Consider the following 20,985-nt stretch of genomic DNA (forward strand, 5'->3'; position numbering starts at 1 on the left):
CCAAGACTCTGAAAACCATCGTCACGATGTAAATCACATAGTTACAGTAAAAAGTTCGTTAATCAGATTAAGAAAGGCCCCTCCCCCCGATGCTTTACTATCTGTCGCAGCTTTCCGGCGACCTCAGTGTGCTGAATCTGTTCCGGTACCTGACCTTCCGGGCCGGGGGGGCCATTCTGACGGCACTGCTGGTCGCCTTCCTGATCGGGCCGGGGGTGATCCGCTGGCTGAAGCGCAAGCAGAAAGAAGGGCAGCCGATCCGCGCCGAGGGGCCGGAAAACCACCTGCTGACCAAAAAAGGCACCCCGACCATGGGCGGGATGATGATCCTGATCGGCTGTCTGGTCTCTACCCTGCTATGGGCTGACCTTGGCAACGGGTTCGTCTGGGCCGTGCTGCTGGTCACCCTGTCCTACGGCCTGCTCGGCATGGCCGACGATCTGCTGAAGGTGACCAAGCGCAACACGAAAGGTGTGTCGGGCAAGGTCAAGCTGCTGGTGCAGTTTGGCGTCGGGGCGATTGCCACGGCGTGGATCGTCCATCTGTCCGATCCCGCCGTTGCTGACGGGCTGGCGTTTCCCTTCTTCAAGACCGTAATGCTGCATCTCGGCCTGTTCTACATCCCGTTCGGGATGGTGGTGATGGTCGGGGCTTCCAATGCCGTCAACCTGACCGACGGCCTCGACGGGCTGGCGACCGTGCCGGTGATGATTGCCGCCGGGGTGTTTGCGCTGATTGCCTATTTTGTCGGCTCCGCCGTGTATTCAAACTATCTTGGTATCCATTACGTGGCAGGGACCGGGGAACTGGCGGTTTTTCTCGCCGCGCTGATCGGTGCCTGCCTTGGCTTCCTGTGGTTCAACGCTCCCCCGGCCATGGTTTTCATGGGCGACACCGGGTCGCTGGCCCTTGGCGGCGCGCTGGGGGCGGTGGCGGTCGCCACCCGCCACGAAATCGTGCTGGCGATCACCGGCGGCCTGTTCGTGCTGGAAACGGTTTCGGTGATTGTGCAGGTGGCCAGTTTCAAGCTGACCGGCAAGCGGGTGTTCCGCATGGCCCCGCTGCACCATCACTTTGAAAAGAAGGGATGGGCGGAACCGACCATCGTCATCCGCTTCTGGATCATTGCCACCATTCTCGCCATCGTCGGCCTGTCCACCCTGAAACTGCGCTGACCCGCCCCCGTTTCAGTCAGGACCGGTCTCCCCATACAAAATGCTCTTCTTCTCAAAGCATTAGAACGTTCTCACCCGCCCGGAGAAACCGTCATGATCCCCGTCCACCGTCATTTTCAGAACACGCTTGCCATTGTCGGTCTGGGGAAATCCGGGCTGTCGGCGGCACGTGCCCTGACGGCGGGCGGGGCCAAGGTACTGGTCTGGGATGATAAGCCCGAAGCCCGGGAACAGGCCGCGAAGGCCGGATACACCGTCGCCGAGCCGAACCGCGAGAACTGGCGGCTGGTCCGGAAAGTGGTGTGGAGCCCCGGCATCCCCCACACGCATCCGTCCCCCCATTCGGCTGCGGATCTGGCCCGGTCGATGGGCATCCCGCTGGTCTGCGACGTCGATCTGCTGTGCGAAAGCCGGGTCGATCCGTTTTACGTCGCCATCACCGGCACCAACGGCAAATCAACCACCACCACCCTGATCCACCATATTCTGGCCTCTGCCGGGCATAAGACGGCTGCCGGGGGCAATCTGGGGATCCCGGCGCTGGATCTTCCGGCGCTGGACTTTACCGGCTCTTATGTTCTGGAGCTGTCAAGCTATCAGCTGGAGCTGGTGCCGTCCCTTCAGGCTGCGGTTTCCGTCTGGCTGAACATCAGCGCCGACCATCTGGGCCGTCATGGCGGGCTGGATGGATACGTCGCCGCCAAGACCCGGATTTTCAGGAATCAGCGCCAGCCGTCCACCGCCATCATCGGCGTCGACGATCTGGAAAGCGCACAGGTTTATGACCAGCTGATCCGTTCCGATCTGGGGACAGTCATCCCGGTGCGGATCGGTCGGGCCGTTCCCAAGGGAGTTTACGTTATCGACGGCCGTCTGATCGACGCGACTGATGGCCGGGCCCGTGATATCTGTGACCTGAAAGGGATGAAAGCCCTGCCCGGCAGTCATAACTGGCAGAATGCCGCCTGCGCCTATGCCGCCGCCCGCGCCCGCAATGTGCCGGTGGATGCGATTGTCGCCGCCCTGCACAGTTTTCCGGGACTGGCCCACCGCCAGCAGCTGATTGAGGTGATCGAAGGCGTCGCCTTCATCAACGACAGCAAGGCCACCAATGCCGATGCTGCCGCCCGGGCTCTGGCCTGCTACGACAACATTCTGTGGATTGCCGGCGGGCAGGCGAAGGAAGGCGGGATTGCCAGCCTTGAGCCCTTCTTCCCGCGCATCAAACACGCCTTCCTGATCGGCGAAGCGATGGAGGCTTTTGCCGAAACACTGCGCGGCAAGGTTCCCTTCACCCTCAGCCGGACCCTGCAGAACGCGGTGGAGAAAGCGGACGAAATCGCCGATCACGGCGATACGGTCCTGCTGTCCCCGGCCTGTGCCTCGTGGGATCAGTTCCGCAGCTTTGAACACCGGGGCGAAGACTTCGCCGCCATCGTCCGCGATCTGGCCGAAGACGAGCCGGACGAGGACGAGGACGAGGACGAGGGTGTTACGGAGGGAACGGCATGAAGCCCATCACCTTCGGACGGACGGATACATCAATTGTCGGTCGCTGGTGGTGGACCGTTGACCGGATGCTGCTGACTGCCATTCTGCTGCTGATCGTGATCGGCATCATCCTGCTGATGGCTGCCGGCCCGGCTGCCGCCGGGCGCATCAACGCCGATCCGCTGCACTTCGTGCGGCGTCAGTTCGTGTTCCTGCCCCCTGCCCTGCTGGTGATCTTTGCTGTCTCGCTGCTGTCCCCGCAGGGGGTGCGGCGGGTGGCGCTGGTTGCCTATGTAATTGCCCTGCTGCTGATGATGATCGCCCCGCTGACCGGCCCGGCGATCAAGGGGGCAACCCGCTGGGTGTATATCGGTGGCCTGTCGATCCAGCCGTCGGAGTTCGTCAAGCCGACCTTCGCCGTGGTTTCGGCGTGGATGTTCTCTGAAGGGCGGCTGAATCCCAATTTCCCCGGGTTCAGGGTCTGCATGGCCCTGTATGCCGTGACCGCCGGGCTGCTGATCATTCAGCCGGACTTCGGGCAGACCATGGTGGTCTCGGCCATGTGGGGCGTGCAGTTCTTTCTGGCCGGTCTGCCGCTGATTCTGGTGGTGGTGCTGTTTGCGCTGTCTCTGGTCGGGGCCGTCGGGGCCTATATGCTGCTGCCCCACGTGCAAAGCCGCGTGGACCGCTTCCTGAACCCGGAATCCGGGGATACCTACCAGATCGAAAAAGCGATGCAGGCGTTCCGCGATGGCGGTTTTCTCGGTCGCGGCCCCGGCGAGGGCCGGGTGAAGGAACTGCTGCCTGACAGCCATACCGATTTCATCTTCGCCGTTGCCGGAGAAGAATTCGGCCTGATCCTGTGCCTGCTGGTGGTTGGCCTGTTCGCCTTTGTGGTGACACGGGCGATGAGCCGGTCCACGCAGGAAAACAACCTGTTCATCATTATCGCCGTCGGTGGGCTGACCGTGCAGTTCGGCATGCAGGCGCTGGTTAACATGGCCTCCAGCCTGCATATGATGCCGACCAAGGGTATGACCATGCCGTTCGTATCCTATGGCGGTTCGTCCATGCTGGGGCTGGCGCTGGGGGTGGGGATGATCCTCGCCCTGACACGCCGCCATGTCGGCGGTGTACCCGGGAGTCCGTCATAAAATGTCCGCATCCTCGCCTCTTATCCTGCTGACGGCCGGTGGCACCGGCGGCCATGTGTTCCCGGCGGAAGCGCTGGCACAGGTTCTGCTGTCACGGGGTTTCCGCGTCGGCTTCATCACCGACAGCCGGGGCACCGCCTATACCGGCACCCTTGGCACACTGGAAACGTGGCGCGTCAGCTCTGCCCAGATGCTCGGCCGGGGTCTGGTCGGCAAGGCCCGGGGTGCGCTGGCGCTGGCATCCGGCGTCATGCAGGCCCGTAAACTGCTGAAAACCCTGACCCCGGCGGCAGTGGTCGGCTTCGGGGGCTACGCCTCGGTCCCGGCTGTGGCCGCGGCGGTCACCCTGAAGGTGCCGACGGTGATCCACGAGCAGAACGCCGTTCTGGGCCGGGCCAACCGCCTGTTCGCCCGCCGGGTCAGCCTGATCGCCACCGCCTATGAGGATGTCGAGCATCTGCCCGCCAACCGCCCGGTCCGCCGGGTCGGCATGCCGGTGCGGGAAGCGATCCGCGCCCTGTCCACCGCGCCATACACGCCGCCGGTCAATGGCGACACCGTATCGCTGCTGGTGCTGGGGGGCAGTCAGGGGGCGCAGATTTTCTCCACCGTGGTCCCGGAAGCGCTTGCTCTGCTGCCGACCGGACTGCGTCAGCGGGTTAAAATCGCCCAGCAGGCCCGGCCTGAAGACGTGGAGCGGGCAACCGCTGGCTACACCAGTCACGGCCTGACGGCTGACGTGCAATCCTTCTTCCATGATGTGCCCGACCGTCTGGCCGGATGCCATCTGCTGATCGCCCGCTCCGGGGCCTCGACCGTGGCCGAAGCGACCACCGCCGGGCGCCCGGCCCTGCTGGTGCCCTACATGCATGCCGCCGATGACCACCAGACCGCCAATGCCGAGGCGGTGGAGGACGCGGGCGGGGCATGGGTGCTGCCCCAGCCGGAGCTGACCCCGACCGTTCTGGCGGAAAAGCTGAAGGCACTGCTTGGCTCACCCGACACTCTCGCCGGGGCCGCCGCCGCCGCCCGCGCGTGGTCAATGCCTGATGCCGCCACCAATCTTGCCGATGCCGTTGAAACCCTGCTGCCATAAGGACACCCTGACGCCATGAACCGCTCTGTAGACGCCCGCACCGGAAAAACCACTGGCAGCATTCCGCTGGATATCGGCACCCTGCATTTTGTCGGGATCGGCGGCATCGGCATGTCCGGCATCGCGGAAATCCTGCATAACCTCGGCTATTCGGTGCAGGGCTCTGACCTGACCGACAACGCCAATGCCCAGCGCCTGCGCGCCAAGGGGATCCCGGTGTTTGTCGGGCACAGCGCCGACAATATCGGTGACGCCCGGGTGCTGGTGATTTCCTCCGCCGTCAAGCCGACCAATCCGGAAGTGGAAGCCGCCCGGGCGCGGTTGATCCCGGTGGTGCGCCGGGCCGAAATGCTGGCGGAACTGATGCGCCTGAAGTGGGCGGTCGCCATCGGCGGCACCCATGGCAAGACCACCACCACCAGCCTGATTGCCACCCTGTTCGAAGCGGCAGAGACCGATCCGACCGTCATCAACGGTGGGATCATCAATGCCTATGGCACCAATGCCCGCCTTGGCGACGGCGACTGGATGGTGGTGGAGGCCGACGAATCCGACGGCACGTTTACCAAGCTGCCCGCCACCATCTGCGTGGTGACCAACATCGACCCGGAGCATATGGATCATTACGGCAGCTTCGATAAGCTGCGGGATGCCTTCCATACCTTCGTCACCAACATCCCGTTTTATGGCTTTGCCACCCTGTGCATCGACCACCCGGAAGTACAGACCCTGATCGCCCGCGTCTCTGACCGCCGGATCGTCACCTACGGCTTCAGTCCGCAGGCGGATGTGCGCGGCGTCAATGTCGAGATCGGCGTTGACGGGGCGCGCTTTGATGCCCGGATCCGCGGTGCCAACGGCGAGGCGGACCGCACCATCGAAGGGCTGCGCCTGCCGATGTTCGGGGAACACAACGTCCAGAACGCGCTGGCCACCATCGCCATCGGTGTCAACATGGGCTTTTCCGACGCGGTGATTGCCAAGGCTCTGGCCGGATTCGGCGGGGTCAAGCGCCGCTTCACCAAGACCGGGGAAAGCAACGGCATCACCGTCATCGACGATTACGGCCATCACCCGGTGGAAATCGCCGCCGTGCTGCGGGCAGCCCGCCATGCCAGCAAAGGCAAGGTGGTGGCAGTGGTGCAGCCGCATCGGTACAGCCGCCTGAACGACCTGTTCGAGGAATTCTGCACCTGCTTTAACGATGCCGACCATGTGGTGGTCGCCGACGTGTATGCCGCCGGGGAAAACCCGATTGAAGGCCGCAACCGCGATGCGCTGGTCAAGGGCCTGCGCGATCACGGTCACCGCTCCGTCACCCCGCTGGACGGTCAGGCTGCGCTGGCCGGTGTGGTGAAGGGGCTGGCCGGTCCGGGGGATCTGGTGGTCTGCCTTGGGGCGGGCAATATCACGGCCTGGGCCCACGCCCTGCCCGCCGAGCTGGACGCGCTGGCGGCGGAAGGAGTGTCGGCATGACCGCCGCCGCCTTCTCTCCCGCAGACGGGGCCGGACTGCTGCCCCGCCTGCCTGCTGTGCGGGGCCGCTACAGCGAAGGCTATGAACTGGCCAAGGTGACGTGGTTCCGTGTCGGGGGCCCGGCCGAAGTGTTGTTCAAGCCCGAGGATACCGATGATCTCGCGGCGTTTCTGGCGGGAACCCCGGCCGATATCCCGGTGACGGTGATCGGCGTCGGGTCCAACCTGCTGGTCCGTGACGGCGGTGTCCCCGGGGTGGTGGTGCGGCTGGGCCGGGCCTTCGCCGACATCAGCGTGCGCAACAACCTGCTGCACGTCGGCGGGGCCGTGCTGGATGTGAATATTGCGCAGGCCGCCCGCGATGCCGGGCTTGGCGGACTGGAATTCCTGTGCGGAATCCCCGGAACCCTGGGTGGCGCCCTGCGGATGAACGCCGGGGCCTATGGCCGGGAGATCCGTGATGTGCTGGTCAGCGCCACCGCTGTTGACCGCAGCGGGCAGATCCACACCCTGTCCGCCGATCAGATGGGGCTGACGTACCGCCACTGTTCTGTGCCCAACGACTGGCTGTTCACCGGGGCGATCCTGCGCGGTGAAAAGGCCGACACTGCCGCCATCACCGCCCGGATGGACGAAATCCGCAGCAGCCGTGAGGACAGCCAGCCGGTCCGCAGCCGCACCGGGGGATCCACCTTCGCCAATCCGGTCGGTGCCAAGGCGTGGGAACTGATTGACCGGGCCGGATGCCGGGGCCTGACCCGGGGCGGAGCGCAGGTGTCGGAAAAGCACTGCAACTTCCTGATCAATACCGGCACCGCCACCGCCGCCGATATCGAAGATCTGGGCGAGGATGTCCGCCGCCGGGTCCGTGACACCAGTGGCATTGAGCTGCGCTGGGAAATCCGCCGGATCGGCCTGCGGGCTGCCTCCACCCCGCCGACAGGAGAGTTCTGATGGCTGCCGCAATCACCGTAACCACGGCCGTATCCCCGCATAACCTGGACGCCATCGCGACGGTGGCCGAAGCGGTGCGCAGCCGCCGCCACCGTAAAGTGACCGTGCTGATGGGCGGCTTCTCGGCAGAGCGTGAGGTGTCGCTGAACTCCGGGGCCAATGCAGTGCGGGCACTGGAAACCGCCGGGTATGCGGTGCAGGCGATTGACGTCTCCCGCGATGTCGGCAGCCTGCTGCACCATCTGGAACACACAAAGCCCGACGTGGTGTTCAACGCCCTGCATGGCCGTTACGGCGAGGATGGCTGCGTACAGGGTATGCTGAACATCCTTGAGGTGCCCTACACCCATTCCGGCCTGCTGGCCAGCAGCCTGGCGATGGACAAACCGATGGCCAAGCGGGTGTTTGCCTCAGCCGGGCTGACCGTGGCACAGGACCGGCTGGTGACCCGCGATATTCTGATCGCCGGGGATCCGGTGCCCCTGCCCTATGTGGTCAAGCCGCATAACGAAGGGTCCTCCGTCGGTGTCACCATCGTGCGGGAAGGCGATAACGACCGCCCGTTCGCCCGCCACTGGCCCTATGGCCCGCAGGTGATGGTGGAGGAATACATCCCCGGGCGCGAACTGACCGTTGCGGTGATGGACCGCCATGCGCTGGGCGTGACGGAAATCAGCACCCATCGCGGCTTTTATGACTATGATGCTAAGTACGCCTCCGGCGGATCTGCCCATACCCTGCCCGCTGACCTGCCGGAAGCGGTGTACCGCACGGTGCAGGAACTGGCGGTCCGGGCGCATCAGGCACTGGGGTGCCGGGGGGTGTCGCGGTCGGATTTCCGGTACGACGGCACCCGGCTGGTGATTCTGGAAACCAATACCCAACCGGGGATGACCGCGACATCGCTGGTGCCGGAACAGGCGGCGCTGGCGGGCATTCCCTTCCCTGACCTGTGCACGTGGATGGTGGAAACCGCACAATGCGACGTCTAGCCTTTCTGCAGAACCGGCTGGTGAGAACAGCCCTCGGCGCGCTGGGGACGGCTTCCGTCCTCGGCGCCGCCGGGGCTGCGCTGTGGTTCAGCGGGATTCCGCAGGCGTACTATGCAGAAACCCGGCAGACCGTCTTTATGTCCGTTACCGATTACTCGGCCATCGCCGGTGTCCGTTTGCGTCAGGTCGCAGTGGCCGGGCGCAAACGCACACCGGCGGTTGACGTGCTGGATGCACTGGATCTGCCGCAGGGTGCCCCCTTGATGGGGTTCAGCCCCGAAGAGGCACGCGAACGGCTGGAAAGCCTGCCGACCGTCAAATCCGCCACCGTCGAACGCCGCCTGCCCGATCAGGTGTTTGTCACCCTGATTGAACGCACGCCGATCGCCATCTGGCAGAACGGTGATGACAATCTGCTGATTGACGCCCAGGGCATGGTTCTGGGCGAGATCAGCTCGGAACATCTGACCCTGCCGCTGGTCAGTGGCAAAGGCGCACCCGAAGCCGCCAGTGACCTGCTGATGATGTTTTCTACCGAACCGGCGCTGGCAGCACGGGTGAAGGCAGCGATTCGCGTTGGATCCCGCCGCTGGGATCTGTGGCTGGATGGCTACGCCGGAAACGGCCTGCAGGTCAAACTGCCGGAAGTCGGTATGGAAAGTGCTTTTAACCGTCTGGCAACACTGGAAAAAACCCAGTCCCTTCTGGAGCGGGATCTGGTAATGATCGACATGCGGGTTCCTGACCGCCTCATCGTGCGCTCCAGCCGTGATGCGGAGGACACCCCTGGGCCAAAAAGTAAGGGAAACCTAAAACTTCCGGCGCAGAATGGATCGGGGGCCAAACCCCCGGCCGTAAAAACCGCACCGCTGCCGATGAGCGGCGGCCGTGACGCCTGACGGAAAGGGGAGGATGCAGAACCGTGGCACGACCGAGGCAAAAGACCGGCCCGATCACCGCCCTTGATGTCGGCACCACCAAGGTGGCCTGCTTCATCGCCCAGCCCGATGAAGACGGTACCCTGCGCGTGCAGGGCGTCGGGCATCACCGGTCACGCGGTATGCGCAACGGCATGGTCTCTGACATGGCGCAGCTGGAAGAATCGGTCCGCGCCGCAGTTGATGCGGCAGAGCAGATGGCCAATCTGCGGGTTGACAGCGTCTATCTGAATGTCACCGGCGGAAATCTGCACAGCAGAAATGTGAATGCAGAGATCCAAGTGGGCGGAAATGTGATCCGCGACACAGATATAAGCCGAATTGTGGATCATGGTCGTCATATTCTGGCCTCGGAAGGCGGTGATCGTGAACTGATCCATTGTCTGTCCACCGGGTATTCGATCGACGGCGGCGACGGGATCATTGATCCGCGCGGGATGTACGGCGAACGTCTGGGAGTCCGGATCCATATGGTGGCGGCGTCGCACGGCCCGCTGCGCAATCTTCTGACGGTGATCGACCGCTGCCACCTGAGCGTGGTGGAAAAGGTCGCATCGCCCCACGCATCGGCGCTGGCCTGCACGGTCGACGACGAAAAAGAAATGGGAGTTACAGTACTGGACATGGGCGGCGGAACCACATCCGTTTCGGTCTTTGTCGAAGGGCACCCGATGTTTGCCGACGTGATCCCCATCGGCGGCAACCACGTGACCAACGATCTGGCCAAGGGCCTGTCGTCCCCCACCGTCCATGCCGAGCGGCTTAAGACCATGTGGGGGACGGTGCTGCCGACCGCCACCGACAGCCGTGAAATCATCAAAGTCCCGCAGGTTGGTGAAGATGAGGAGATCGAGGCACAGGAAGTGCCCCGGTCGGAACTGATCCGCATCATCCGTCCCCGGATCGAAGAAACCTTCGAGCTGGTGCGGGACCGTCTGTCCGCCGCCGGTATGCTGCATGCCGCCGGGCGCCGTCTGGTTTTGACCGGCGGGGCCAGTCAGTTGCAGGGTTTGCGGGAAAGCGCGGAAAAAATACTCGATAAACAGGTCCGTCTCGGGCGTCCCCGTCGCCTGAAGGGCCTGCCGGAAAGTGCCGGGGGCCCTGCCTTCGCGACCTGCGCCGGTTTACTCCGTTATGCGGTACAGGATCAGGTAGCACAACCGGGGCAGGTTCCCCCGGAAGAGTTAGCTGAGGATGAATCGCGTAGAAAAAGCGGTGCATTAGGACGAATGTTCAGTTGGCTAAAGGACAATTTCTGATATTTCTCTACAACACACACAGCAAACCGGACCGGAACAGGCCCGGATGAAAAGCAAGAACGGCCAGAGCAAGAATTGCCATCGCGCCGCAGTACCGACCAAGGGCAACCCCTGACACAGAGACATCCCCCCCTCTGTCCCGCCCGGGACAGTGATGAAACCGGAGGCACACCATGATCAACCTGTCCGTTCCGCAGGCAGCAGAACCGACCCTGAAGCCTTGCATCACCGTCATCGGCGTCGGTGGCGCCGGCGGTAACGCCGTCAACAACATGATCAACGACAACCTGCAGGGTGTTGATTTTGTTGTCGCCAACACCGATGCGCAGGCCCTTTCGATGGCCCGCACCAACCGCCGGATCCAGCTGGGTGCTGACACCACGCAGGGTCTGGGCGCCGGGGCGCGTCCCGAAATCGGGCGGGCCGCCGCCGAAGAAACCTACGAAACCATCGCCAAGGAAATCCAGGGCGCCAACATGGTGTTCATCACCGCCGGAATGGGCGGTGGCACCGGGACCGGCGCCGCACCGGTGATCGCCCGCGTCGCCCGCGAAATGGGGATCCTGACCGTTGGCGTCGTGACCAAGCCGTTTCAGTTTGAAGGCGCTCACCGTATGCGCCTCGCCGAATCGGGCATCGAGGAACTGTCACAGTACGTCGACACCCTGATCATCATCCCGAACCAGAATCTCTTCCGCGTTGCCAACGAAAAGACCACCTTCGCCGACGCTTTTAAGATGGCGGATGATGTTCTGCATCAGGGCGTGCGCTCCATCACCGATCTGATGATCATGCCCGGCCTGATCAACCTCGACTTCGCCGACGTGCGGACCGTCATGTCCGACATGGGCCGTGCCATGATGGGCACCGGCACCGCCACCGGCGACCGCCGGGCGCTGGATGCCGCCGAAGCCGCGATCAGCAACCCGCTGCTGGAAGATACCTGCATGAAGGGCGCTAAGGGCGTTCTCATCAACATCACCGGCGGCATGGACGTCACCCTCTTCGAGGTCGATGAAGCCGCCAACCGCATCCGCGACGAAGTGGAAGGCGAAGCCCACATCATCTTCGGGTCGTGCTTCGACCCGGAAATGGAAGGTAAGATGCGCGTGTCGGTGGTCGCCACCGGCATCCAGACCCAGGCCGTGCAGATGCCGGTGCCGCGCCCGCAGCAGGCGGCCCCGCAGCAGCAGGCCCCGCGTCATGCCCCGATCCCGGCGCCGCGCGGCGTCGGCATCACCGCCCCGCCCACCATGGCACAGGCCCCGCAGGCCGCTGCCCCGCAGCAGACCTATCAGCAGCCGGTTTACCAGCAGGCGGCTCCGGTCGCGCCGCAGCAGCCGGTTAAGCAGGCCCCTGCCGCCTACAGCGCCCCGCAGGCCCCGCAGCAGGCCCCGATGGCATCCGATCTGGACGCCCTGTATGCCCCGCAGCCGCGCGCGGCGGAAGCCGCCTGGCAGCAGCCGGTGGCGCCGCAGCAGGCCCCGCAGATGGTACGGGCCGGTGAATCGTTCATTCCGGCCCCGGCGGCAACCCGTGACCTGTCCGGCGGCCAGCCGGTCGGCCAGAACCCGATGGGCATGCCCGCCCCGCGCGCCTTTGCGTCGGAACCGCGGACCATGGCTCAGCCGTCGCATCCGACTCTGGGGGCACAGCTGGGTGGCCCGCAGATGGGCAACAGTCAGGCTGCCGTCCAGCATGCCCCGCAGCACCAGCCGATGGTCGCCGACCGCCCGGCCCCGCAGCAGCATGCCGCCCCGGCGGCCCGTCAGGGGGCAGGCAACCTGTTCTCCCGCCTGACCCGCCTCGCCAGCCGCGATCATGCGGACGAAGGACACCAGCATCAGGCTGCCCCGGTGGATCACCGTCAGCCGTCCTACCACAGCGAGCCGGTGGCCCCGCCGCAGCCGGAACGTCAGCCGCTGTCCCGTAAGGACGAAGACGAGCTGGAAATCCCGGCATTCCTGCGCCGTCAGGCCAACTGAAGCCTGTGTCGTAAGGTTAAGGTTTAAGGCTGCGGTTCCGTAGCCTGAGGACTGGCCCGCCCGGCCACCAGCCCCAACCGGGGCCGGCCGGGCAGACCGGGGGCAGAGTCCGGCCAGCTGTGTGTGTCGTTGACCGGGTCGAGCTGCCTGTTGATGACAGGTGCCCCAACGCGATGTGTTGGTTTCAGCATCTGTCTGACCACCTTGTGATTAAAGCCCTGATTTGGGGAGAACCGGAGGGGTGCCTCCGTGCCGGTTCTCCTCTTTTTTTGTTTTTCAATGCCCTAGGATCTGGTCCTGCAGTGATACGGCAGCCCCTGAGTCTAAAGGGCTGTGCCTTCTTACAGTTCCCGTCACACAGCGTAACAATCCGAAACAATGATTGATTTGTCCTGAGACGCCCGACCCCTTAAACCTTAGCCTGTCGAAGCAGGGATCTGCTGCGGCATCATCGGGGGGCCGCCGGGCGGTTCCCGGGCAAGACACTCCTCCACCGGCTTCACCCCTGTTAAAAGGGACAGCCCCGGCGGAGTCAGAAGGTAAGGATGACGATTATGGCTTTCGACGGTCTCTCTGCTGTTTCTGCCGCCGACGTGACATCCCTCGCCGCCGTCCGTGCCCTGTCGCATCTTTCCACCTCCTCCAGCACTCCGGTTCCCATGTCCCAGACCACCCTGAAGACGTCCATTTCCTGCACCGGCATCGGTCTCCACACCGGTAAAAAAGTGTCGATGACCCTGCATCCGGCTGCGGAAAACACCGGGGTGATCTTCCGCCGCACCGATATTGCCGGTGGCAATGCCGAGATCCCGGCTCTGGCGACCCATGTGCTTGACTCCCGGCTGTGCACCGTGATCGGGCTGAATGCCCAGCAGTCGATCGGCACGATCGAACACCTGATGTCCGCTCTGGTTGCCATGGGCGTCGATAACGTGGTGGTCGAGGTGAATGCCCCGGAACTGCCGATCATGGACGGATCGGCTGCTCCGTTCGTGTTCCTGATTGAATGCGCCGGTCTGGTCGCCCAGTCCGCCACCCGCAAGGCCCTGAAAGTGCTGAAGCCGGTCACCGTGTCGCACGGGATGGCTGAAGCGACCCTGCTGCCGTCCGCCACCCCGCGGATCGACTTCGAAATCGACTTCCCGGTGGCGGCCATCGGTCAGCAGGCGATGACCTTCTCGGTCTCTTCCTCGGCGTTCGTGGCTGAAATTGCCCGCGCCCGCACCTTCTGCCTGATCGACGACATCGCCAAGATGCGCGAAGCCGGTCTGGCCCTTGGCGGATCTCTCGACAACGCCATCGTGGTCAACGGTGCCGAAATCCTCAACGAAGACGGCCTGCGCTACAGCAACGAATTCGTCCGCCACAAGGTGCTGGATGCCATCGGTGATCTGGCCCTGGCCGGTAAGCCGATCCTTGGTCACTACATCGGCAAGCGGTCCAGCCACGCCCTGAACACGACGCTGGTCAAGACCCTGCTGGCCGACCCTTCAGCATGGACCATCGTTGACATGCTCCCGGAAGAAATTCCGGCGGCGGGCCTGCCCTCTCTGGCCCGGGTTGCCGCCCAGTAAGGCCCCGGCAGACAGCAGAAAACAGCGAGAAATGCGGCAATCCCAAACGGGTTGCCGCATTTTTTCATGATCTGTTCCGCAGAGACTTGCCCTTTGCCGCCTTCCGCGTGATATAGTCCCACAGCTTAGTTCTTTCCCGTGATGGCGACTTCGGATCCGACGATGCCCCTGTTCAGTTTGCGCCGCCTGCTGCCGACCCTCGCCGCCCTCGCCGTGGCAGGAACCCTTGCTGCCTGCTCAGGCGATAAGGAACCGGAATACGTCGAAAAGCCGGTGACAGACCTGTACAATCAGGCTGTTGATCTGATGAATGAAGGCGAATACTCAGACGCCGCAAAGGCGTTTGACGAAGTGGAACGTCAGCACCCCTATTCCAAATGGGCGACCAAGGCCCAGTTGATGGCTGCCTTTTCCTATTATCAGGAAGGCAAATATGACGACACCATCATCGCCCTTGACCGCTTTATCCAGCTGCACCCAGGCAGCCCGGACACCCCTTACGCCTATTATCTGAAAGCCCTGTGCTTCTACGAGCAGATCAGCGACGTTGGCCGTGACCAGAAGATGACCCGGCTGGCGCAACAGGCGCTGGAAGAAATCGTCACCCGCTTCCCCAACACCGAGTACGCCCGCGATGCCCGCCTGAAGCTGGACCTGACGCAGGATCACCTTGCCGGGAAGGAAATGGAAGTCGGGCGCTATTACCTGAAAGCCGGGCAGTATCTGGCGGCGATCAACCGCTTCCGGATAGTGGTCGAAAAATATGATCACACCAGCCACGTGCCCGAAGCCCTCTACCGCCTGACCGAAGCCTATACGGTGATCGGTCTGAAGCCAGAGGCCAAAAAGACCGCCGCCGTTCTGGGCTACAACTACCCCGGCAGTGACTGGTACGACGATGCCTATGATCTTGTGGAACGCGGCATCACTGATCCCGCGTCCAACAACGACAGCATCGACAATTCCGAAAACAGCAAAAGCTGGCTGTCCAAGGCCACCAGCTGGTTCTGACGCGCCCCTGCTGACGGCCCCTGTCGCCACCGGAACGAAAAATCGAGGCAAACGGTATGCTGGTTCGCCTTTCCATCCGTGACGTCGTCCTGATTGACCGTCTGGACCTGAGCTTTGCTGACGGTCTGGGGGTTCTGACCGGGGAGACCGGCGCCGGAAAATCCATTCTGTTGGACAGCCTCGGGCTGGCCCTTGGCGACCGCGCCGACGCCGGTCTGGTCCGCTCCGGGGCCGACCAACTGTCGGTGACGGCGGAGTTTGATCTTCCCAAAGCCCATCCGGCCCGCGATATCCTGAAAGATCAGGGCATTGCGGAAGAGGATATGCTGATTGTCCGCCGGACGGTCACCCGCGATGGCCGATCCCGCGCGTCAATCAATGACCAGTCGGCCAGTGTGGGCCTGCTGCGGCGGATCGGAGAAACGCTGGTTGAGGTCCACGGCCAGTTTGACACTCATGGCCTGCTGGATCCGGCAACCCACCGCAGCGTTCTGGATGCCTATGCCGGGCCGTCCCTTGGCCTGACCGGCTGCCGGGCGGCGTGGAAACTGTGGCAGGCGGCACGGGCTGCCCGCGACATGGCCGAACGCGATATGAAAGCCGCACGGGATGAAGAAGACACCCTGCGGCATGCCGAGAAAGAACTGTCGGCCCTGAAGCCCCAGCGCGGGGAAGAGGCCGATCTGGCGGAACGCCGCCAGACCCTGATGAACGGCGAAAAGCTGGCCGATGGCCTGAATGGCGCTCTGGCCTCCCTCACCCCCGGCGGGGCTGATATCGCCACCGCCCTGCGCGGTGCCCAGCGCCATCTGGAACGGATCGCCGGAATGGCCGGTCCGGCTGTCTCCACCATCATTGATGCACTTGAGCGGGCAGCCATCGAGGCCGCTGAAGCCCATGAGCTTCTGGAACGTACGGTCGCGGATATCGACCTTGACCCCCGCCGTCTGGAGGAAGTCGAGGAACGGCTGTTCGCCCTGCGGGCCGTTGCCCGTAAACACGGCTGCGAAGTGGGGGATCTGCCATCGCTGCTTGATACCATCCGCCGCCGGCTGGCGGCTCTGGAGGACGGCGGCAGCGATCTGGCCCGGCTGGCGAAAGAAGAACAGGGTGCCCGCCTGAGCTATATCGAAGCCGCCCGCGCCATCTCCCGCGCCCGGCAGGCTGCCGCCGGTCGCCTTGACGGCCTTGTTGCGACGGAACTGCCGCCGCTGAAACTCGATCGTGCCCGCTTTGTCACCACCATCAGCGACCTGCCGGAGGATCAGTGGGGGCCGGAAGGACTCGACCGGGTTGCTTTCGAGGTGGCAACCAATCCCGGTGCCGCCCCCGGCCCGCTGGGCAAGATCGCCTCGGGCGGTGAGCTGGCGCGCTTCATGCTCGCCCTCAAAGTGGTTCTGGCCCGGGTGTCGTCAGTCCCGACACTGGTGTTCGACGAAGTGGACGCCGGGATCGGCGGGGCCACCGCAGCAGCAGTCGGCGAACGGCTGGCCCGGCTGGCCGATGATGTGCAGGTGCTGGTCGTCACCCATTCCCCGCAGGTGGCCGCCAAAGCCCGCCGCCACTGGAAGGTCGCAAAGTTTGTCACCGATGGTCAGACGGTCACCACTGTCAGCCCGCTGTCGGAAGACGACCGGCTGGAAGAAGTGGCCCGCATGCTGTCCGGCGAATCGATCACCGATCATGCCCGCGCTGCGGCGGCCAGCCTGATGGCCTGACCGCCGCCCGCCCTGTCCTGTTTTTTCTGTTTTTGGGAAAGAGGCCCCTGTGACTCCCGCCCCCCTTGATCCGACCCTGCTGACCCCGGAGCAGGCCGCCGAACAGCATGCCCGGCTGGCCGCCGAACTCCGCCGCCATGATATCCTGTACCATCAGCAGGATACCCCGGAACTGTCCGACGCGGACTATGATGCCCTGAAGCGGGCTCTTTTGGCGCTGGAGGCGGCCCATCCGGCCCTGATCACCGCTGACAGCCCAAGCCAGACGGTCGGCGCCACTCCGGCGGCAGGGTTTGGCAAGGTGCGCCACAGCGTGCCGATGCTGTCGCTGGACAATGCTTTCTCAGAAGACGATGTCGCCGACTTCCTTGGCCGGGCCCGCCGCTTTCTGAAGAGGGAGGCTGATGCCGCCCTGCCGGTCTTGGCGGAACTGAAGATTGACGGCCTCAGTTTTTCTGCTCGCTATGAGCACGGGGTGTTTGTCCGTGCCGCCACCCGTGGCGACGGTCAGGAAGGCGAGGACATTACCGACAATCTGCGCACCCTCAGCGAATTGCCGCAACGCCTGCGCACACTGGCCCCGCCAGCCGTGCTGGAAGTCCGCGGCGAAGTGTACATGCGGCGTGATGAATTTGCGGCAATGAATGCCCGCTTCGCGCAGACCGGCGGCAAGACCTTTGCCAATCCGCGCAATGCAGCCGCCGGATCACTGCGCCAGCTTGACCCCAAAATCACCGCCAGCCGCCCTTTGCGGATGTTCTGCTACGCGTGGGGGGAACTCGACGGCTACGAGCCGGAAACCCATGCCGGATGGCTGGAACAGCTTGCAGACTGGGGGTTCGCCGTTAATCCGGAACGCCGCCTGTGCCGGGACGAGGCCGAGGTCATGGCCTTTTATCAGGACATTTACAGCCGGCGGGCCGAGTTGCCCTACGACATCGACGGCATGGTCTACAAAATCAACAGCGTTGATCTGCAGCGGCGCCTCGGCTTTGTCTCCCGCGCCCCCCGCTGGGCCATCGCTCACAAATTCCCGGCGGAGCAGGCCCAGACCCGCCTGTTGAATATCGAAATTCAGGTCGGTCGCACCGGGGTGCTGACCCCGGTGGCGATACTGGAGCCGGTGACGGTCGGCGGCGTGGTGGTCAGCCGCGCCACCCTGCACAATGAAGACGAAATCGGCCGCCTCGGCGTGCGGATCGGCGATCTGGTAACAGTGCAGCGGGCCGGGGATGTCATCCCGCAGGTGGTCTCGGTGATGCTGGAGCAGCGGCCGGAGACCTCGGTGCCGTTCCTCTTTCCTCATACCTGCCCGGAATGTGACTCCGCTGCCGTGCGCGAAGAAGGCGAGGTGGCATGGCGCTGTTCCGGCGGGCTGGTATGCCCGGCGCAGGCGGTGGAACGGCTGAAGCACTTCGTCTCCCGCAATGCTTTTGACATTGAAGGCTTTGGCGGGCAACGGATTGAAAGCTTTTATACCGACGGGCTGATCCGCAGCCCGCAGGATATCTTCACCCTGCAGGCCCGTGATGCCACCAGCCTGATCAAACTGAAAAACCGCGAAGGCTGGGGGGCCGCCAGCGCCAAAAAACTGTTTGAGGCCATTGAGGCCCGCCGCACCATTCCGCTGGAACGGTTTCTGTTTGCCCTTGGCATTCCGCAGGTCGGGCAGGCCACCGCCCGTCTGCTGGCGCAGCATTACGAAACCCTGCCCGCCCTGCGGGCCGCCCTTGATGCCATTCCGGACGGCAGTGAAGACCCCAAGGCTGACGGGCCGTATAAGGACCTGATCAATATCGAGACCATCGGCCCGGCGGTGGCAGGGGAACTGTTGGCCTTCCTGCGGGAGCCACACAACCGCGCCGTCCTCGATGCCCTGTCAGAAGCCCTGACCATTGAAGCCTTTGCCCGGCGGGATACCGCCGGATCCCCGATCGCCGGGAAAACCGTGGTGTTCACCGGCACACTGGAACGGATGGGCCGGTCAGAAGCCAAAGCCCGGGCGCAGGATCTGGGGGCCAAAGTTGCCGGATCGATTTCCGCCAAGACCGATTATCTGATTGCCGGTCCGGGCGCCGGATCCAAGCTGAAGACCGCGGCTGATCTGGGGGTGACGGTGCTGACGGAAGACGAATTCTTCACGCTGATCGGGGAGTGAGGCGATGGGTCTGCAGTGGGTGACACTGGGCGATGCGCTGGCCTTTGCCTGGTTTCTGGCAGCCTGGATCGGCTACACGGTCTATACCGATCATACCCCGGCGCGGGACCGGACCATTTCCGCCGCCGTCAACCGTCGCCGGGCCGACTGGCTGCGCGAGGCCGGACGGCGCGACCTGCGGATGATCGACACCAACATCCTTGGCAATCTGATCACCGGGGTCGGCTTTTTTGCTTCCACCACCATTCTGGTGATCGGTGGCCTGATGGCGATGATGGGGGTGACATCACAGGTACAGGATGCCCTCAACCGCCTGCCGTTTGCGTCTGCCGGGTCTGTTTCGGCGCTGGAAGCGAAGATTGCTGTGCTGCTGATGATCTTCATCTACGCCTTTTTCAAATTCGGCTGGGCCTTCCGGCTGGCAAACTACTGCTCGATCACCGTCGGAGGGTTGCCCCCGGCGGCAGAGCGTGACAGTGCCCGCTCCGCCGCGCTGTCGAAGGCGGCCGCCGTGCTGTCCAGCCGGTCAGGGCATCACTTCAACCGGGGCCTGCGGGCTTATTTCTTCGCCCTCGGGGCAATGGCATGGCTGGTTCATCCCGGCTTTTTCGCCCTGATCACCGCCGGAGTGGTGATTGTTCTGTACCGGCGGGAATTCACCTCTCAGGCTGTGACCGCCCTGCAGGAACTGGACGCGATCATCACCGAAGACTCCGCTGCCCCAACGCCGCAGGCGTAGGGGCGGCAGCCTTCTTACCCTTCCTCGGCATTCCGCACCTTCGGCAGCGAGGCCGACGCGAGAATCAGCAGGGACACTGCCAGTACCGGCACAATGCCCAGATTGACCGCCCCCCAGCCGGTGCCGGTCAGCAAGGCCCCGGAGGCCAGTGCCCCAAAAGCGCCGACCGAGCCATTCCCCAGTTCCATCAATCCCTGCGCCGCCCCACGCTCTTCCGGGGCATGGGCTTCGCCCAGCAGGGTGGTTCCGGCGACCATCATCAGGTTCCAGCCCGCCCCCAGCAGCACCGAGGCGGTCAGGAAGTTGATAAACCCGACCCCGGACAGCGCCAGCCCCATGCTGATCAGCAGCAGCGCAACCCCGGCCAGTGCCACCCGGCGGCTGCCGAAACGGTCCACCAGCGGCCCGGACAGAAACCCCGGCAAAAACATGCCCAGCACATGCCACTGGATCACCGTGGCCGTGTCATCGACCCCAAAAGAGCAGAACTGCATCGCCAGCGGTGTGGCGTTCATCACCAACACCATGATGCCGTGCCCGGCGGCGGTGATCGCCATCGCTGCACGCACCAGCGGCCGCTTCAGCAGGGTGCCGGTCAGCCCCGGCTGCCGGGTCGCCGCCACCGCCGAAGCCGGAGTCTTCAGCCACAGCAGGGCGGCCAGCACCAGAAAGGCCAGAAAAGCCATCATCAGGAAGGATCCGGCGAAGGGCACCGGCAGAGTGTTACGGCTCCACAGTCCAAGAGACGGTCCGATCAGGGCCGCCACCACGCCGCCGCCCAGAACGTAAGAGGCAGCCTTACCCTTGTCCCCAAGTCCAACCGCATCCTGTGCCGTAAAGCGGAAAAAATTGGACGACGCCGCAAAGGGTCCGATCAGGGCAGACCCCAGACAGACCAGCCAGAACGACGCCAGCATAACCCCGGCGAAGATCACCAGAGACCCGACTGTGCCGCTGACCGCCCCGGCCAGCAGCCCGGCCCGCCGCCCACGCCCCTGCATGAACCGCGACAACGGCTGCACCACCAGCAATGTGGCCAGCAGCATCAGGGCCAGCGGTGCCGTTGCCGCCCCGGCAAACGGTGACAGCTGCAACCCGATCAGCGACAGCAGCGTAAAGCCGATGATGATACAGCTCATATACAGCACCTGCGCCACAAACAGCAGGCGGATGGTGGGGTTGGACAGCAGAAGCATCATCAGCACTTTCAGCAGGAGGGGCAGACAGGGGGGAAGCGGACAGGGGGAAAACGGACACAGGAAAAGG

16 protein-coding genes are annotated in these 20,985 nt (G+C 64.0%); 15 read left to right on the forward strand and 1 reads right to left on the reverse strand.

Translation table 11 applies throughout. The features are described from left to right. Positions 1–89 precede the first annotated feature (89 nt). The 15 genes from mraY to G365_RS0109375 all read left to right on the forward strand — a co-directional run bounded on the left by mraY (position 90) and on the right by G365_RS0109375 (position 19,719). Positions 90–1,175, forward strand: coding sequence for a phospho-N-acetylmuramoyl-pentapeptide-transferase (gene mraY / locus G365_RS0109305; RefSeq protein WP_019645252.1), 1,086 nt, complete (start codon positions 90–92; stop codon positions 1,173–1,175). Positions 1,176–1,268: 93 nt separating this feature from the next. Continuing rightward, positions 1,269–2,687, forward strand: a complete 1,419-nt coding sequence (gene murD, locus G365_RS20935; RefSeq protein ID WP_019645253.1) for a UDP-N-acetylmuramoyl-L-alanine--D-glutamate ligase — start codon at positions 1,269–1,271, stop codon at positions 2,685–2,687. Further along, positions 2,684–3,820, forward strand: a complete 1,137-nt coding sequence (locus G365_RS0109315; protein WP_019645254.1) for an FtsW/RodA/SpoVE family cell cycle protein — start codon at positions 2,684–2,686, stop codon at positions 3,818–3,820. The genes murD and G365_RS0109315 overlap by 4 nt, the downstream gene beginning before the upstream one ends. A 1-nt stretch (position 3,821) precedes the next feature. Then, complete coding sequence (murG, locus tag G365_RS0109320) at positions 3,822–4,916, forward strand: undecaprenyldiphospho-muramoylpentapeptide beta-N-acetylglucosaminyltransferase (RefSeq protein WP_026345219.1); 1,095 nt, start codon at positions 3,822–3,824, stop codon at positions 4,914–4,916. A gap of 15 nt (positions 4,917–4,931) precedes the next feature. Then, a complete protein-coding gene (gene murC / locus G365_RS0109325) occupies positions 4,932–6,392 on the forward strand; it encodes a UDP-N-acetylmuramate--L-alanine ligase (RefSeq protein WP_019645256.1) in 1,461 nt (486 codons plus the stop codon). Further along, a complete protein-coding gene (gene murB, locus G365_RS0109330) occupies positions 6,389–7,345 on the forward strand; it encodes a UDP-N-acetylmuramate dehydrogenase (RefSeq protein ID WP_019645257.1) in 957 nt (318 codons plus the stop codon). Before murC ends, murB begins: the two co-directional genes overlap by 4 nt. Before the next feature lie 110 nt (positions 7,346–7,455). Continuing rightward, complete coding sequence (locus G365_RS0109335; RefSeq protein ID WP_043741987.1) at positions 7,456–8,337, forward strand: D-alanine--D-alanine ligase; 882 nt, start codon at positions 7,456–7,458, stop codon at positions 8,335–8,337. Next, complete coding sequence (locus G365_RS20940) at positions 8,325–9,236, forward strand: cell division protein FtsQ/DivIB (protein ID WP_019645259.1); 912 nt, start codon at positions 8,325–8,327, stop codon at positions 9,234–9,236. Before G365_RS0109335 ends, G365_RS20940 begins: the two co-directional genes overlap by 13 nt. 23 nt (positions 9,237–9,259) lie before the next feature. Continuing rightward, positions 9,260–10,534 carry a cell division protein FtsA gene (gene ftsA / locus G365_RS0109345; protein WP_019645260.1) on the forward strand — a complete coding sequence of 425 codons (1,275 nt, stop codon included), beginning with the start codon at positions 9,260–9,262 and terminating at the stop codon, positions 10,532–10,534. Positions 10,535–10,707: 173 nt separating this feature from the next. After that, entirely contained in the window at positions 10,708–12,519 is a 1,812-nt protein-coding gene (gene ftsZ / locus G365_RS0109350) for a cell division protein FtsZ (protein WP_019645261.1), read from the forward strand. A gap of 554 nt (positions 12,520–13,073) precedes the next feature. Then, positions 13,074–14,093 carry a UDP-3-O-acyl-N-acetylglucosamine deacetylase gene (gene lpxC, locus G365_RS0109355; RefSeq protein WP_019645262.1) on the forward strand — a complete coding sequence of 340 codons (1,020 nt, stop codon included), beginning with the start codon at positions 13,074–13,076 and terminating at the stop codon, positions 14,091–14,093. 162 nt (positions 14,094–14,255) lie between these two features. Continuing rightward, a complete protein-coding gene (locus G365_RS0109360; protein WP_019645263.1) occupies positions 14,256–15,104 on the forward strand; it encodes an outer membrane protein assembly factor BamD in 849 nt (282 codons plus the stop codon). Positions 15,105–15,160: 56 nt separating this feature from the next. After that, positions 15,161–16,822 carry a DNA repair protein RecN gene (gene recN, locus G365_RS0109365; RefSeq protein WP_019645264.1) on the forward strand — a complete coding sequence of 554 codons (1,662 nt, stop codon included), beginning with the start codon at positions 15,161–15,163 and terminating at the stop codon, positions 16,820–16,822. A gap of 49 nt (positions 16,823–16,871) precedes the next feature. Then, entirely contained in the window at positions 16,872–18,980 is a 2,109-nt protein-coding gene (gene ligA / locus G365_RS0109370) for an NAD-dependent DNA ligase LigA (RefSeq protein WP_019645265.1), read from the forward strand. A gap of 4 nt (positions 18,981–18,984) precedes the next feature. Beyond that, positions 18,985–19,719: a DUF599 domain-containing protein gene (locus tag G365_RS0109375; protein ID WP_019645266.1), complete on the forward strand. Its 735-nt coding sequence runs from the start codon at positions 18,985–18,987 to the stop codon at positions 19,717–19,719. A 14-nt stretch (positions 19,720–19,733) separates the two neighbouring features. Here the strand turns inward: G365_RS0109375 and G365_RS20945 are convergent, their stop codons facing one another. After that, a complete protein-coding gene (locus G365_RS20945; protein WP_245554729.1) occupies positions 19,734–20,918 on the reverse strand; it encodes an MFS transporter in 1,185 nt (394 codons plus the stop codon). Between the last annotated feature and the right edge of the window lie 67 nt (positions 20,919–20,985).

The organism is Novispirillum itersonii subsp. itersonii ATCC 12639 (assembly GCF_000381985.1).
Taxonomy (GTDB): domain Bacteria; phylum Pseudomonadota; class Alphaproteobacteria; order Rhodospirillales; family Rhodospirillaceae; genus Novispirillum; species Novispirillum itersonii.